Origin of the sequence: Blastococcus brunescens (genome assembly GCF_035320885.1) — a bacterium.
Lineage (GTDB): Bacteria > Actinomycetota > Actinomycetes > Mycobacteriales > Geodermatophilaceae > Blastococcus_B > Blastococcus_B brunescens.
On record NZ_CP141261.1, the window covers coordinates 807214 to 821050 of the forward strand.

General features: G+C 72.9%; 19 protein-coding genes and 3 pseudogenes. 5 read left to right on the forward strand and 17 right to left on the reverse strand.

The window, feature by feature from the left end:
- The 9 genes from U6N30_RS05560 to U6N30_RS05600 form a co-directional block, all read right to left on the reverse strand.
- Positions 1-273, reverse strand: coding sequence for a hypothetical protein (locus U6N30_RS05560; RefSeq protein WP_324276472.1), 273 nt, complete (start codon positions 271-273; stop codon positions 1-3).
- Entirely contained in the window at positions 212-727 is a 516-nt protein-coding gene (locus U6N30_RS05565; RefSeq protein ID WP_324276473.1) for a response regulator, read from the reverse strand. The genes U6N30_RS05560 and U6N30_RS05565 overlap by 62 nt, the downstream gene beginning before the upstream one ends.
- 45 nt (positions 728-772) lie before the next feature.
- Entirely contained in the window at positions 773-1450 is a 678-nt protein-coding gene (locus U6N30_RS05570) for a response regulator (protein WP_324276474.1), read from the reverse strand.
- Entirely contained in the window at positions 1444-2046 is a 603-nt protein-coding gene (locus U6N30_RS05575) for a hypothetical protein (RefSeq protein WP_324276475.1), read from the reverse strand. Before U6N30_RS05575 ends, U6N30_RS05570 begins: the two co-directional genes overlap by 7 nt.
- Positions 2043-2672, reverse strand: a complete 630-nt coding sequence (locus U6N30_RS05580) for a signal peptidase I (RefSeq protein WP_324276476.1) — start codon at positions 2670-2672, stop codon at positions 2043-2045. Before U6N30_RS05580 ends, U6N30_RS05575 begins: the two co-directional genes overlap by 4 nt.
- Before the next feature lie 32 nt (positions 2673-2704).
- Complete coding sequence (locus U6N30_RS05585; protein ID WP_324276477.1) at positions 2705-3301, reverse strand: TasA family protein; 597 nt, start codon at positions 3299-3301, stop codon at positions 2705-2707.
- Positions 3302-3608: 307 nt separating this feature from the next.
- Positions 3609-4925: a sensor histidine kinase gene (locus tag U6N30_RS05590; RefSeq protein ID WP_324276478.1), complete on the reverse strand. Its 1317-nt coding sequence runs from the start codon at positions 4923-4925 to the stop codon at positions 3609-3611.
- Positions 4922-5290, reverse strand: a complete 369-nt coding sequence (locus U6N30_RS05595) for a response regulator transcription factor (protein ID WP_324276479.1) — start codon at positions 5288-5290, stop codon at positions 4922-4924. The genes U6N30_RS05590 and U6N30_RS05595 overlap by 4 nt, the downstream gene beginning before the upstream one ends.
- Before the next feature lie 257 nt (positions 5291-5547).
- A complete protein-coding gene (locus tag U6N30_RS05600) occupies positions 5548-5835 on the reverse strand; it encodes a hypothetical protein (protein ID WP_324278655.1) in 288 nt (95 codons plus the stop codon).
- A gap of 42 nt (positions 5836-5877) precedes the next feature.
- On the opposite strand from U6N30_RS05600, the gene U6N30_RS05605 reads away from it, so the two are divergent.
- Positions 5878-6153 carry a hypothetical protein gene (locus tag U6N30_RS05605; protein WP_324278656.1) on the forward strand — a complete coding sequence of 92 codons (276 nt, stop codon included), beginning with the start codon at positions 5878-5880 and terminating at the stop codon, positions 6151-6153.
- Here U6N30_RS05605 and U6N30_RS05610 read toward each other — a convergent pair.
- The 7 genes and pseudogenes from U6N30_RS05610 to U6N30_RS05640 form a co-directional block, all read right to left on the reverse strand.
- Positions 6132-6215: pseudogene (locus U6N30_RS05610) on the reverse strand (DUF3618 domain-containing protein); the annotation flags it as partial. The gene U6N30_RS05605 and the pseudogene U6N30_RS05610 sit on opposite strands and share 22 nt — an antisense overlap.
- 23 nt (positions 6216-6238) lie before the next feature.
- Complete coding sequence (locus U6N30_RS05615) at positions 6239-6553, reverse strand: phage holin family protein (protein WP_324276480.1); 315 nt, start codon at positions 6551-6553, stop codon at positions 6239-6241.
- A gap of 201 nt (positions 6554-6754) precedes the next feature.
- Positions 6755-7444 (reverse strand): hypothetical protein, encoded by a 690-nt coding sequence (locus U6N30_RS05620; protein ID WP_324276481.1) that lies wholly within the window; start codon positions 7442-7444, stop codon positions 6755-6757.
- A gap of 365 nt (positions 7445-7809) precedes the next feature.
- A complete protein-coding gene (locus tag U6N30_RS05625; protein ID WP_324276482.1) occupies positions 7810-8547 on the reverse strand; it encodes an enoyl-CoA hydratase/isomerase family protein in 738 nt (245 codons plus the stop codon).
- Between the two features lie 92 nt (positions 8548-8639).
- A complete protein-coding gene (gene ypfJ / locus U6N30_RS05630) occupies positions 8640-9560 on the reverse strand; it encodes a KPN_02809 family neutral zinc metallopeptidase (protein WP_324276483.1) in 921 nt (306 codons plus the stop codon).
- A gap of 25 nt (positions 9561-9585) precedes the next feature.
- Positions 9586-9834 carry an SIMPL domain-containing protein gene (locus U6N30_RS05635; RefSeq protein WP_324276484.1) on the reverse strand — a complete coding sequence of 83 codons (249 nt, stop codon included), beginning with the start codon at positions 9832-9834 and terminating at the stop codon, positions 9586-9588.
- The gene (locus tag U6N30_RS05640) at positions 9831-10271 is read right to left on the reverse strand and encodes an SIMPL domain-containing protein (RefSeq protein WP_324276485.1); all 441 of its coding nucleotides are present in this window, start codon (positions 10269-10271) and stop codon (positions 9831-9833) included. Before U6N30_RS05640 ends, U6N30_RS05635 begins: the two co-directional genes overlap by 4 nt.
- Positions 10272-10398: 127 nt before the next feature.
- Between U6N30_RS05640 and U6N30_RS05645 the strand changes: the two genes are divergently transcribed.
- The 3 genes and pseudogenes from U6N30_RS05645 to U6N30_RS05655 all read left to right on the forward strand — a co-directional run bounded on the left by U6N30_RS05645 (position 10399) and on the right by U6N30_RS05655 (position 12544).
- The gene (locus U6N30_RS05645) at positions 10399-10800 is read left to right on the forward strand and encodes a hypothetical protein (RefSeq protein WP_324276486.1); all 402 of its coding nucleotides are present in this window, start codon (positions 10399-10401) and stop codon (positions 10798-10800) included.
- A 36-nt stretch (positions 10801-10836) separates the two neighbouring features.
- A pseudogene (locus U6N30_RS05650) lies at positions 10837-12071 on the forward strand (glutathionylspermidine synthase family protein).
- A gap of 152 nt (positions 12072-12223) precedes the next feature.
- Positions 12224-12544 (forward strand): nitroreductase/quinone reductase family protein, encoded by a 321-nt coding sequence (locus U6N30_RS05655; protein ID WP_324278177.1) that lies wholly within the window; start codon positions 12224-12226, stop codon positions 12542-12544.
- 144 nt (positions 12545-12688) lie between these two features.
- On the opposite strand, the pseudogene U6N30_RS05660 reads toward U6N30_RS05655, so the two are convergent.
- A pseudogene (locus U6N30_RS05660) lies at positions 12689-13612 on the reverse strand (winged helix DNA-binding domain-containing protein); the annotation flags it as partial.
- Between U6N30_RS05660 and U6N30_RS05665 the strand changes: the two are divergent.
- The gene (locus tag U6N30_RS05665) at positions 13611-13823 is read left to right on the forward strand and encodes a hypothetical protein (protein WP_324276487.1); all 213 of its coding nucleotides are present in this window, start codon (positions 13611-13613) and stop codon (positions 13821-13823) included. The pseudogene U6N30_RS05660 and the gene U6N30_RS05665 overlap by 2 nt on opposite strands.
- Positions 13824-13837: the final 14 nt, after the last annotated feature.

Below are 13837 nucleotides of genomic sequence, written 5' to 3' on the forward strand. Positions count from 1 at the left end.
TCAGACCGGGAGCGTCGCCCGGCCGGCGGGCTGCCAGCGAGTGCGCTCGACGCGCGAGCAGGCGCGCACCAACTCCATGAGCCGCAACTGCGGCACGACGCCGCGACGGGCGTCGTCCGCGACGGCGTGGGCGACCACCGCGACCTCGGTGTAGCCCATCCGGTCGCTGGCCACGGCCAGCAGGTCGGCGAGGTAGGCGACCGTGACGGCGTCACCCTCGCGCGCGCCGCTCGCGATCGCAGCGAGCCGGTGCGGCAGCGCGCTGGCGTACATCTCCTCGGCGCGCCCCTGCGCGCCGGTGGGGGCTGGGGGCAGGGGCCTCGGCGGGCCGGCGGACGACCGGAGCGAGCCCGCGCAGGACGTCGACGAACAGCCGCGGGTCCACCGGCTTGGCCAGGCAGGCGACCGCGCCGGCAGAGGCGGCCATGGACCGGACCTGGTGGGTGCGGCGGGTGGCCGTCACCAGGAGGCGGGCGCGGGTGCCGTTCTCGCGCAGCTTGCGCATCAGGGTCGCGCCGTGACCGTTGCGCATCGCCATCTCGGTGACGACGAGGTCGAACTCGACGATCGCGGCCATGCGCAGGGCGGCGTCGGTGCCGACGGCCTCCACGACCTGCCATCCGCCGAGGCGGAGCAGGGTGGCGGCGCGGTGGCGTGCGGCGGCGGAGTCGTCGACGACCAAGGCGGTGCGGACGACGGGAGCGTCGGTCGGGTCGGGCTGGGACAAGGTCCGGTCCTCCGTCTCTGGTCAGTGGGTGCGGTGTCGGGTGGGTCAGGAGACCCGGGCGAGTTCCTGCAGTTCGACCACCCGGGCGTGGGCCATGACCCCGCGGCGGGCATCGGCGGCGATGGCCTGGCAGATCGAGGCGACCTCGGCGTGGCCGAACTGGCCGCTGGTGCCGGCCAGGGTGTGCGCGGCCGACACGACGGCCGGAGCGTTCCCCGCCGACGTGCCGGTCGCGATGGCGCGGAGCCGCTCCGGCAGTGCCTCGCGGTACATCTGGTGCAGCCGGTCCATCAGTTCCGCGTCGACGTCGTCGTCGTGCAGGTCGGACCATTCGCGGAGCTCGGGAAGGTCGGCCTGCGCAGCCGGCCCCGTGGTCCGGCTGCGCAGGAAGTCGAGGAGGATCCGCGCCTGGACCGGCTTGGCCAGGCAGGCGACGGCGCCGGCGGTGATCGCGTCGGCCCGGACCTCGTCCGTCGGCTCGGCGGTGACCACGAGGAAGCGGGCGCGGGATCCGTCGTGCCGCATCCGGCGGAGCATCGCCGGACCGTTCTCGCCGGACACCGAGCTGTCGGTGACGACCAGGTCGACGTCGTCGGCGGTGGTGATGCGGTGGGCGGTGTCGACGTCGGCGGCCTCGCGGACCTGCCAGCCACCGAGCCGGAGGAGGCCGGCGACCCGGCGGCGGGCGAGGGCGTCCTCGTCGACGACCAGGGCGGTCAGCACGACAGCCTCGCCGTCTGAGCGCTCTGCTTCGTCCAGCCGTAGCTCGTCAGGGTCGTGACGGACAGGGTCGCTGCGTAGTCGAGGTAGTACGCGGTCACGCGGGCACCCATCCAGGTCTGGGTCGCCGGGGTCTGCGCCATCGCGGTACCGGCCCCGCCGTACGGGTGTGCCGACACGACGTAGCCGCTGACGCCCCGGGACCCGCTGGCTCCCCACGAGAGGTTCACGACCAGGTCGGTCGCCTTGGTGACGGTGGTCGTCGTCGTCTCGTAGGCGCCGGGGCCGGCAACCGTCGTCGGGACGCTGCTCTGCTCGTTGTACGTGTTGCGAGCCTCGCTCCAGGTCGAGCTGTAGGCGGTCTGCGTCTGGACGCCGGTCACCGGGTCGGTGTAGACGGTCCGCTTCGTGGTCGTCGTCCTCGTGATGCAGTAGTCGTCGACGCTCACCCAGCCCGGTGCGGCGACGGTGCCGGTGGCGATGGAGGCCGGCGGAACGGTCGCGCTCTCGGTGAAGGTGGCCGAGGCGGGGATGGCGGCGCCGACCGTGACGAGCAGGGTGAGGCCGATCAGGATCAGGACTCGACGGATGCCGGTCATGCCAGGTCCTCCTCTTCCGTACGGGTGGGGCGCCAGATGGTCAGCAGCAGCCAGCCGGCGAGCAGTGCCGGGGCGCCGTAGAGCAGCACCTGCGTGACCACGGGGGCGCGCAGGGCCTGGATCAGGTGGCCGAGCTCGGGGATGACCGCGCGGACCTCGTAGGCGGTGTCGCCCTGGAGGGTGGCCGTCCACGGGTCGACGTCGGGGTTCGCGTCGCCCTTGGTCTGGACCTGGACCGTGCCGTCGGGGCCGGCCTCGACCGAGACGACGCGGTGGGTCACGAGGCTGCGGTCGTCGATGGGCTTGTGGTACGTGATGACCATGCCCTCGGTGACCTCCGAGAGCGCGATCGGCGTGACGATGGTGACGTCACCCGGGTCGATCTCCGGGGCCATGCTGGCGGTCAGCATGGTCATGGTGCGGTAGCCGAGCAGGTGCGGACCGACGGCCAGGACGAGGAACACCAGGACGGCCAGGCCCATGACTCCGCGGATCAGCCACGGGGCCACGAGGCCCAGGACGTGGGCGGCCCGGCCGGCGTGAGGGCCGGCGGTGGAGCGCGTGTCCTCGGCCGGGGGCAGCGCAGCGGCTGCCCCCGGGCGACGGACGGGGAGGACGGCGGTCATGGCGAGATCTCCGTGTGGTCGTCAGGCCGTGATCAGCGGACGGTGCCGGTGCGCTGCGTGGCGTCGAACTTCAGGCTCAGCGTGTTGCTGAGGCCCTGGTACTCGTTCCCGGCATCGACCGGCAGCGAGATGGTGAACGCGAGGTAGTCGGTGCCGTTCACGGCCAGCGACGCCGGGTTGCTCAGCGTCCGGGTGCCGACCGCGGCACCCGTGCTCAGCACGGTCGCGCCGCTGGCGCAGGTGTTGTCGGCCGCCCAGGCGACGGGGCAGGACTGCAGCGTGAGCTGCAGGCCGTGGAGCGGGTTCGTCGCGAGCAGGTTCGAGGCGCCGGCGCTCGTGACGAGCGAGACCGAGCCCAGCTCGGCGGTGCCCTTGTTCACGAGGTTCACGACGCCGGTGACCGAGTCGCCCGGGACGAACGCGGTGCGGTTCACGGGGACGGTCACGGCCGGGCCGGAGACGTCGATGTCGACCTTGCCCGACGCGATGGTGCTGGTGACCGGCGTGGTGCTGTCGGTGAAGGTACCGAAGGTGCCCATGCCGGCGACCGCGGCAGCGGCGCCGATGACGCCGAGCGAGCCGACGACCTTGCGGGCGGTGGAGCTGGCGGCGATGGTCTTGGTGCTCATGTCCTGTGTCTCCCTGTGTCCGGTTCGTCGACCGGCGTTCCGGCGACAAGGAGAACTCTGAGGCCCGTACCGCAGGGCTCCCGCCAGCGTTCCGCAAGGAATCCGCAAGGAATCGGGGAATCAGCCGCAATCGGCGGTTCTGCCCGCCCGTGGGGGCTTTCCGGTGGCGCGGCCGAACCTCCGTCGGCGTCCTACCTCACCGCATGGGGTCCTCCCTCGCGGTCGACCGTGAGGGGACCCCTGTTGATCAGGAACCCTGATCAACAGGGGCGAGGGCGCCGTCCTGGGCCGGGGGCCGCACGGCGCGTCAGGCCGTGGCGCGGGGAAGGGTGAGGGTGAAGGTGGTGCCCTCGCCCTCGGCGCTCACGACGTCGAGCGTGCCGCCGTGCGCGGTGGTGATGGCCTTGGTGATGGCCAGGCCGAGCCCGACGCCCGGGACGGCGTTGCGCCGGGCCGTCGAGGACCGGAAGAAACGGGTGAAGAGCTTGGTCTGCTCTCCGCTGGGGATGCCCATGCCGGTGTCGGTGACCGCCAGCTGGGCGACGGGGTCGGCACCCGGACGCGGCTCGGCGCTGACCGTGCCGTCAGGGGCCGCCCAGCCGCTGCGCACCGACAGGGTGACGCGGCCACCCGCCGGCGTGAACTTGACGGCGTTGGACACGAGGTTGTCGCAGGCCTGCCCGAGACGGACCGCGTCCCCCGGGACGACGACGCCCTGCTCCGGGAGCTCCACGACGATCTCGACGCCCGCTGTGTCGGCGGTGACCCGGGCGGTCTCCTCCGCCGCCCGCACCACCCCGGCCAGCTCCACGTCCCGCGGGTCGAGGCTGAAGCGTCCGGCGTCCACCTGCGCGGTGAAGAGCAGGTCTCCGACGAGCCGCAGGAGCCGGTCGGCGTTGCGCTCGACCGTCGTCAGGTACGTGCGCTGTTCGTCGGTGAGCGGCTCGCCGTCCTCGTCGAGGACCAGCTCGAGGTAGCCGAGGATCGAGGTCAGCGGGGTGCGCAGCTCGTGGCTGATCAGGCTGACGAACTGGTCCTTCATGCGCTCGGTGGCGCGGGCTTCGGTCATGTCGGTGCCCACGAAGTTCCAGCCGGCGTGCACACCACGGTCGTCGCTGCGCGGCGTGACGGCGACCGAGACCGTGCGCTCCTGCCCGTCTGCGGCCACGTAGGTCCAGTCGCGGACGTCGCTGCCGTGCTCCTGCGCCGCGTGGACGAGTGCGGCCAGCCCCGCCGCCGAGCCGCACGCCGCTGCTTCCGCCTCGAGCTCGTCGGGGACGTGGAACTCGACGATCGACCGCTTGCGGACGACCTCGGTACGCGGGAGCCCCAGCATCTTCTCCGCGCCGGGGTTCCAGACGCGGATCACGCCGTCGCGGTCGGTGCCGATGATCGACTGCTCGGTGACGGCGTCGATGACGCTGGTCATGGTCTGGGCGCGGGCGGCGAGCATCCGGGTCGCGACGTCCAGCTCGTCCGCACGGCTCTGCACCTGCGCCCGCAGGGCGGCGTTCTCCCCGCGGAGCCGTTCCAGTTCGGCATCCCGCTCGTCCGGGCGGCCGGCCCTGGGCCGCGGTATCCGTCCCGGCCGTGCCACGGCCGACCGTGGTTCGACGGTCGTCATGCCGGCTGCCCGGCGGTGAGGGCGCGGATCTGGTGGACGAGGGCGGCCACGCCGAAGGGCTTGGCGAGGTACGCGTCCGCTCCGGCAGCCAGCCCGGACGCGACGTCGTCGGAGGTGGCGCCTGCCGACAGCAGCAGGATGCGGATGCCTGCGGTGGCCGGGGCGGCCCGCAGCGCGGCGCAGACCTCGAGGCCGGTGGCGCCGGGCATGGACACGTCGAGGACGGCCAGGTCCGGGACGTCGGCACGGGCCACGGCCAGCGCGGCGCCCCCGTCGGCGACCGAGCCCATCACCGTGCACCCGGACCTGGTGACGGCCAGGCAGACGAGGCCGCGGATGTCCTCCTCGTCGTCCGCGACGAGCACGCGGGCGGGGGAGGGGCAGGAGCCGTCGGGGGACGAGAACGGGCACGGCCTCGCCCACGGTGACTCCCTGTCGGTCAGTGGCTCCGGGGAGCCGAACGGCGTCGTCACTCAGGACTTCGGCGTTCCGAACAGGGGCCTGCAGGGTGCTGTGGCGGGGCCTCACCCCGTGGGGTGAGGGATTGGGCGGACAGCACTGCGCCCCGCCGGGAGAACCGGGCGGGGCGCAGGCGTTGGGGCGGGTCGCACGGACCCGCAGGTCAGGACGTCGGTGCCTGGCTCTGCACCTTGTCCTTGGACTGCTGGGCCTGGCCCTGCACGTCCGCGGCAGCGGACTTGCCCTCGTCGGTGACGGTCGCGGCGGCGTCCTGAGCCGTCGCCTTCACCGACTCCATCGCGTCCTGAGCGGCGGGCTTGAGCTGCTCGCCGATGTCCTGGGCAGCCTGCTTGGCCGGCTCGAGGAGCGTGTCCTTGTGCTCCTTGACGGCCGACTCGGCCTGCTGAGCCAGCTGCTTCTCCTTCTCCGAGGCCGGCAGGAGACTCGACACGAGCCAACCGACACCGAAGGCGATGAGGCCCGCCGCCAGGGGTTGCCCTGGGTCTGGCGGATCACCGTGTCCGGTGCCTGCTGGACCGCGCCGACCGCGGACGACGCCGCGTCCTGCACGGTGCCGGCCGCGCTGGACGCGGAGTCCTGCACGGAGCCGGCCATGTTCGACGCCCGGTGCTGGGCGGTCGCGGACGTGTCCTGGGCCGAACCCATGACCTTCTCCTTCAGCGTGCTCATGCGTCCCTTGGCCGCGGTGACGCGACGGTCGACGACGCGAGCCGGGTTGACCTTCTCGTTGAGGGCGTCGACGTCGTAGCTGAGCTCGCGTCGGGTGTCCTCGATCTGCCGCCGGATGACGTCCGGGTCACTGGTGGTCATCGGTACTCCTCGGGATTCGGGGGTCAGTTGGGCTTCAGGGCGCCGGGGACCTGCTGGAGGGTCTCCACGGTGCGCTCGGGCTTGGGGTTGACCTGCTGGAACTTCTTCTTGCCCATCAGTCCGGCGACGGCGCCGACGATGGCCCAGAGCACGGCCACGATCAGTCCGGCCCAGCCGGTGGGGATCGCACTCGCCAGCGCCCACATGAGTGCCAGGGAGAGGAACAGGGCCACCATGTAGCCGGCGAAGCCGGCGACACCGAAGAGACCGGCGCCGGTACCGGCCTTCTTCGCCTCGGCCTTCAGCTCGACCTTGGCCAGCTCGAGCTCCTGACGCATCAGCGTCGGAGGTCCTGCTGACCTCGCCGATCAGCTGGCCGACGGACACGCCCTCGACGTCGGGGTGACCCGAGTCGGTGGTCGGCGTGCCCATCCCGCCGCTGTAGTCGGCCGCGTAGTTCTGCGGGTTCGGGTCGGCCGCATCTGGATCGGCATAGCCCTGCGGGTCGCCCCGCCGGGGTCGCCCCGGAGTAGGGGTGCTCATCGCTCAGCCCACCCCGCCGGTGCGCCGGGCCGGGTCGTCCCAACCGGCCGGGCTCGCCGGGGGAACCATGCTGCCCTCGGGGGAACGGTGCCGTACGGCGGCGGCGGCAGCGGAGCGCCACCCGTCGCCGCACCCGTGGTGGCGTAGGCGTCGGTGGTGGGCGCCGAGTAGTCGGAGTAGGTCGGCGCGGGGTCGACGTAGTTCGTCTGGGCGGTGTAGCCGCCGGCCGAGCCGGTGTCGCTGTGCGCCGCCTTGACGCCGCTGGTCAGCCGACCGGCGAGCACCCCGGCGGCAGCGGCGCCCAGCAGGAAGAGACCGGGCTTGCGGCGGGCGAAGCTGCGGACGTCGTCGAGCAGCTGTGCCGGCTCGCGGTTCTGCAGCATGGAGGCGAAGTTCTCGACCTGGGTCGAGGCCTGCTGGAGCAGGTCGCGGGCCGGGCCCGGGGCGCCCTCGCTCGTGCCGTCGGCGAGGCTGCGCAGCTCCTGGGCGAGGGAGTTGAGGCTCTGCCCCGCCTTCTGCTGCTGGGTGACGACCTGGTCCTTGACCTGGGTGCGGCCCTGGTCGAGGAGGTCCTTGGCCTGGCGCTGGGTCTCCTGGGCGACGTTCTTGGCCTCGTCGGTCGCGACGGACGCGACCTGGCTACCGGCCTGCTGGGCGGTCTGGCCGACGTTCTTGGCCTCGCCCATCGCGACGTCCTTGGTCTCCTTGGCCTTGCCGGAGGTGCTCGACTGATCGGTCGAGGGTGTCGTCGGCGGGGTCGTGGCCCCCGTCGTGGTGGGGGCGGGAACGGGGCGTCGATGCTGTGAGTCATCGGTCCTCCTCGGCAGTGTTCGTGGTCGGATAGGCGCTACCCCACGCCGTTCCGCGACACCTGCCGCAGCGGCAGGATGGCGTGGATCCGGGGCCTTCCACCCGGCGCATCCATGCGTCACGGGCGGGCGGGGAGGCCGTCGGCGGCGTGGCTGTGGGCCGCGTCGATCCCGGTCTCCGGAGAGGAGCGCCGCAGCACCCCGGTACCCCCGGCGGTGGTGATCGAAACGGGATCGACTGTTCAGCCTGACCAGCGGAACCGCGGTGGTCGGCGCTCGGCGAACGCCGACACGCCCTCCGCCAGCTCTCCTGCCCTGACCGTCTCCCGGTAGAACCGTCCGGCGACCGCCTCGCCGTCGTCCCCCGAGGCGAGCGCGGCGATGACCTCCTTCGTGGACCGCTGGGTCAGCGCCGAGCGGCTCGCCAGCACGTCCGCGAAGCGGCCTACCTCCGCCTCCAGGTGCTCGGCCTCCACGACGCGGTCGACCAGGCCGGCGCGCAGTGCCGTCGGCGCGTCGATGAGCTCGCCGCTGAAGAGCAGGTACTTGGCCATGGACGGGCCGATCAGGTCGATCAGCGCCTTCGTCGACGACGGCGTGTAGACGATGCCGACCTTCGCGGGTGTGACCCCGAAGACGGCGGTGGGATCGGCGAAGCGCAGGTCGCAGCACGCCGCGATCTCCACACCTCCACCGATGCAGTGGCCGCGGATCATCGCGACGGTCGGCTTCGGGAATCGGCGGAGGGCCTCTTGGGCGGCGAGGTTGTCGCGGCGGACCTCGGCCATGGGGTCGTCGGGATCGGGGCCGCTCAGCAGGTCGGAGATGTCGGCCCCGGCGCAGAAAGCCGGCCCGGACCCGGTGACGACCAGGACGCGCACCCCCGCGTCGTCGGCCAGGGGCTCGAGGACCCCGGGCAGCGCCGCCCACATGGCGGCCGTCATGGCGTTGCGCTTCTCCGGACGGTCGATCGTCAGCACGGCGACGTGGCCGTCCCGGGTGACCGCGAGCGCGGCCTCCGTGCAGGGGCCCGAGGTGAGCTCGCGAGCGGTGGGGGCACGGGGGTCCTTTCTCAGCCGAGGTCGTCCGTGGCGAACGTGTCGCACCGGCGCGGGTCGCCCGTCTCGTAGCCGGTCATGAACCACTTCTGCCGCTGCTCGGACGAGCCGTGGGTGAACGCGTCCTGGTCCACCGTGCCGCTGCCCAGGTTCTGCTGGATGAAGTCGTCGCCGATGCGCGCGGCGGCGTCCAGCGCGCGGTCGATGTCGTCCTGGGTGATCTCGGCGATGAGCGGCCGGCCGGAGTCGTCCGGGACCGTCTCGGCGTGGTTGGCCCACGCGCCGGCGTAGCAGTCGGCCTGCAGCTCGAGCCGGACCGTGCCGCTGGCCGGGCCGGACTCGCCCGGGGTCACCAGCCGGTTGGTACCCAGCAGGTTCTGCACGTGGTGGCCGTACTCGTGCGCGACCACGTAGGCGTTGACGAACAGGCCGCCCTCGGCGCCGAACTGCTGCTGGAGCTGGTCGAAGAAGCTCAGGTCGATGTAGACCTCCTGGTCGGCCGGGCAGTAGAAGGGCCCGGACCCGCTGGTGGCCCCGCCACAGCTGGTCTGCACCTGACCGGAGAAGAAGACGGTCTGGGTGGGCACGTAGTCCGCGCCGAGCGCCGTTCCCCAGAAGTCCTGGATCGACTCGATGTTGGCGACCATGGCGCAGTCGACCGACGTGTTGGCGTCGCCGCTGTCGTCACAGGCCTGCTCGAGGGCGCTGTTGTCGGCCTGCTCGCCCTGGCCGAGTCCCTGGAGGCCGCTCAGCGCGGAGCCGGCCTCGCCACCGCCACCGCCGAGCAGCTGGATGAGGACGAAGACGACCAGGCCGGCGATGCCGAGCCCGCCGCCCCCGACGGCGACACCGCGGCCTCCGCCGAACCCGCGCCCGCTCCCGCGGCGGTCCTGGACCGCCGACGTGTCGAGGCTCCCGCCTTCGCGATACCGCATCCTCCGACGGCCCTTCCTCGACGACTCACGTGCTCCACAGACCGCTGTCCGGTGCCGACATCGCGAACCGCACCTCGACCGCGCCCTGCACCTCCTGGCGGGGTGGGGTCAGGTCCAGCTGCAGGTCGCTGCTCTCGAACCGTGCCATCGAGGCCATGGAGGCCGCGACTCGGAGACCGCCGCCGAGCCCCGTGTCGCTGACCTCGAGCAGTCCGGTGAGGCGGCCGCCGAACGCCGCCGCGTACTGGCGGGCCCGGCGCACCGCGTCGGTCACGGCGTCGAGCCGGGCCCGTTCCACGGCGGGGCTGTCGGGCCGCAGCCGCCAGGAGGGCCGGACACGTCGACGTCGTCGAGCCGTCCGAGGGTCACCACCAGGTCGCCCACGGCGTCGAGCCGGACGACGGTCAGCCGGGTCGACACCGTGGCGACCGGCTCACCCGGCGCGCGCCGGTCACGGATCTCCAGGTGCACCGAGACGGCTGTCGTCTCGACGCTCTCCACCGCGTCGCCGGCCGCCCGGGCGGCGGCCGACACCCGCTCCTGCGCCGCCTGGCAGCGTTCCAGCGCGGTCTGCCGGTCGCGGGCGCGGACACGGACGGTGACCCAGACGTCGGCGAGCTCCGGCTCGACCTGGAGCACCGCCTCGCCGCGGACGACGACCTGGGGACTGCCCGCCTCGATGGCGGGGAACTGCGGGACGGAGCTGCTCACGACGACCTCCCGGGACGGCTCGGCCCAGGGACTCTGACAGACCGCCGGGGACGCCGGGCGGGGTGGAGTGCGCACGAGGACGTCGCGACGTCCTAGGGTCGGTTCCAACCGATGAAGGGGAGTGGTCGTGGCGGTCTCCAACCGCATCCGTGCCGCCTTGACGACGACCGTGCTCACCACCGCTGCCACCGGGTTCATGGCCGGGTGCGCGGCCGGGGGCGGGGAGGACGAGGAGCAGGTCGCCTACTGCACCGACGAGAACGGCGAGATCGTCGACGAGGACCTCTGCGACGACGACCGCGTCGGGGGCGGCGGCGGGCTGTTCTTCCTCTACCTCGGTGGCTTCCGCTCCGGCCTGCCGGTCGGGACCGTGCTGCCGTCCGGCGGCACCCGCATCAATCCGGGCGACAGCGCGGCCCGCCAGCGCGCCGGGCTACCGGCGACGGGCAAGGTGAGCGCCGGCCAGCGGGTGAGCGGCGGGATCGGCAGCGGCGTCGGCAACAGGGTCGGTACCGGCGCCGGTAGCTGACGTGCGACCGCGGCACGACAGCGAGCGAGCATCGCCATGAGACGGATCGAGAGCGGGGTCGTCCGGCCCGGCTGGGAGGCCGAGATCGAGGCCCAGGGGCTGGTCTACAACCGGACCGACCTGCCCGGCGGCGAGGTGCGCAGCTACTGGCGGGAGGGTCCGTTCTACGACTTCTCCATGGCCGAGATCCAGCGGCTCGAGGGCGCCGTCTCCCAGCTGTTCCAGATGTGCGTGGCCGCCGGCGACCACATCGTCGAGAACGAGCTCTTCGACCGGATGCGCATCCCGCCGATGGCGCGCCCGCCGATCCGCCGCACATGGGAGGCCGAGCCGCCGAGCGTGTACGGCCGGTTCGACCTGCGCTTCGACGGCGAGGGACCGCCGAAGCTGCTGGAGTTCAACGCCGACACACCCACCGGCCTGGTCGAGTCCGCCGTCACCCAGTGGAACTGGCACCTGTTCACGGGGCAGGGCACCGACCAGTGGAACGCGCTGCACGACAAGCTCGTCGCCGCCTGGCAGCGCAACCTGCTCAAGTGGGAGCGGCGCACCGGCGTCCGGCCGCGCGTGCACCTGGCGTGGACCACCGAGGAGAAGTCCGGCGAGGACCGGATGACCGTCGCCTACCTGATGGACACCGTCGTCCAGGCCGGCTACGAGGCGATCGAGCTCGTGGTCGAGGACATCGTGCTCGACGACGGGGACGGCCGCTTCTACGACCCGCAGGGCCGCCACCTCGACGTCGTCTTCAAGCTCTATCCCTGGGAGTGGCTGATCGAGGACGAGTTCGGCCCGGCCGTCCTCGCCGACGGGATGCGCCCCGGCGGGACGACGTGGGTGGAGCCGGCCTACAAGATGCTGTGGAGCACCAAGGCGCTGCTCCCCGTCCTCTGGCAGATGTTCGGCAGCGACCCGGTGCTGGGGCAGTACCTCCTCCCTTCGTACTTCGCCGACGAGATGCCGTCGTCGTGGCGGGACTACGTGCGCAAGCCGCTGTGGGGCCGGGAGGGGCGAACGTGGCGATCGTCCGCGGTGGAACCGTCGCCACCGAGCTCCCCGGCCGGTACGGGACCGAGGGCTTCGTGGTGCAGGAGCTCGCTCCGTTGCCGGACTTCCCGGGCGTAGACGGGTCGCACCATCCGGTGCTCGGTGCCTGGGTGGTGGACGGCGAGCCGGCGGGGCTGGGCATCCGCGAGAGCGACGGCCTCATCACCGACAACCTCAGCTACTTCGTGCCGCACACCGTCGACTACACGCCTCCCCGGGCGTGACGGGGCCGGCCGCTCTAGGTTCGGGCCATGCCGTTGCAGGGTGAGTACGAGCCGAGCGCCGCCGGCTGGGTCCGCGACCAGGTCGAGCGCTACGAGGCGACCGGGGGCGGGAGGCCAACACCCTCCGCGACACCGGGCTGCCGATCGTCATCGTGAGCACGCGCGGGGCGAAGAGCGAGAAGGTCCGCAAGCTGGGGCTCATGCGGGTCGAGCACGACGGGGTGTACGCGATGGTCGGCTCGCAGGGCGGGGCACCCAGCGACCCGGCGTGGGTCGGCAACCTCCGGGCGCACCCCGACCAGGTCACCCTCCAGGACGGGTCGGAGCCGTGGGACGGCGTCGCGCGCGAGATCACCGGCGAGGAGCGGGCGGTCTGGTGGGAGCGGTCGGTGGCCGCCTACCCGTCCTACGCCGACTACCAGGAGAAGACCGACCGGGAGATCCCGGTGTTCCTCTTCGAGCGCCGCGACTGAGCGGTCAGGGCAGGGCAGCGGCCAGCACGGGAACGGCGTCGGCGACGTCGGCCGGCAGCTCCGTGAAGGGCTCGACGGCGGGGACGCGCTTCGCCCCCGCCCGTCCCACCGCCAGACGGCGACCACCATCCCGCGGTGCACGACGGTCGACCGGAACATGCCGTTCCTCCCCGGAACCAGCCGCTCGGCGTACTCCGCGGGGACGACGGCCGTGCGGTCGCCGTAGCCGAGCACGAACTCGTCGAATCCCGGCAGGAGCAGCACCCCCTCGGCCTCGGCCCGGGCGGCGGCCAACCGCTCCGGCGTGCCCGGGTCCATGAGGTACTCCGTCCCGTCGACGGTCACCGTCTCGAGCCGGTCCCGCACCTCGGCGAGGCCGGCACGGACGTCGCGGGCGGTGCTCCCCGCCCAGCGCACGAGGTCGGCGACGGTCGCGGGCCCGTGCCCGGTGAAGAAGCGCAGCACGAGCTCCGCCAGCGCCTCGTCGCGGCGCAGCCGGCTCGGGGTGGGGATCCAGTCGTCGACCAGCACGAACAGCTGCTCACCGGCGCCGTCCGTCGGGCCCAGGCACAGGGTCCCGGTCTGGGAGAGGTACCAGAGCAGGTGGTAGCCGCGCTGACCGGTCACGGCGACCCCACCCTCGTCCATGACCGCGAGGAGCTCCGCACGGGAGGCCCGCCGGCCGCCTGTCAGCGACTGGACGACGAGCTCGCGGGCGCACTCGGCCTGGCGCTCGTCGAGTTCGAGGTTCTGCCATCGCTTGCCGATCCCGGTCAGGGCGCGGACGCCCACGGTCTCGAGGAACCAGCGCAGGTCCTCGGCCGCGACCAGGTGCAACGTCCCGCGCATCGGCCACGACCGGACGACCTCACCGGCGTCGAGTGAGGCCTCGACGTCCTTCCGGACCCGGCCCGCCGTCCGCAGGGCGACCGAGGTGAGCGCGCCGGGATAGTCCTGCGCCTGCAGTGCGCCGAGTCGCCGGACGGCGTCGGCCGCGGTCGGTTCGCGGGGGCCGACCAGGCCGAGGGCCGCCAGTCGCAGCAGCCCGATCTCGGACGTGGACGTCATGGGCCCCACCGTGGCAGGTGGGTGCGACAGACTCCAGCACGTGCGGGCGGAGGACTGGGACGAGCGGTACGCCGAACGGCAGCAGTGGTCGGCCGAGCCGAACGCGTTGATCGCCGAGCTGTTGGCCGACCTGCCGCCCGGCGACGCGGTGGACCTCGCCGCGGGGAGGGCCGGCACGCGCTCTGGCTGGCCGGACGCGGCTGGCGGGTGACGGCGGTCGACTTC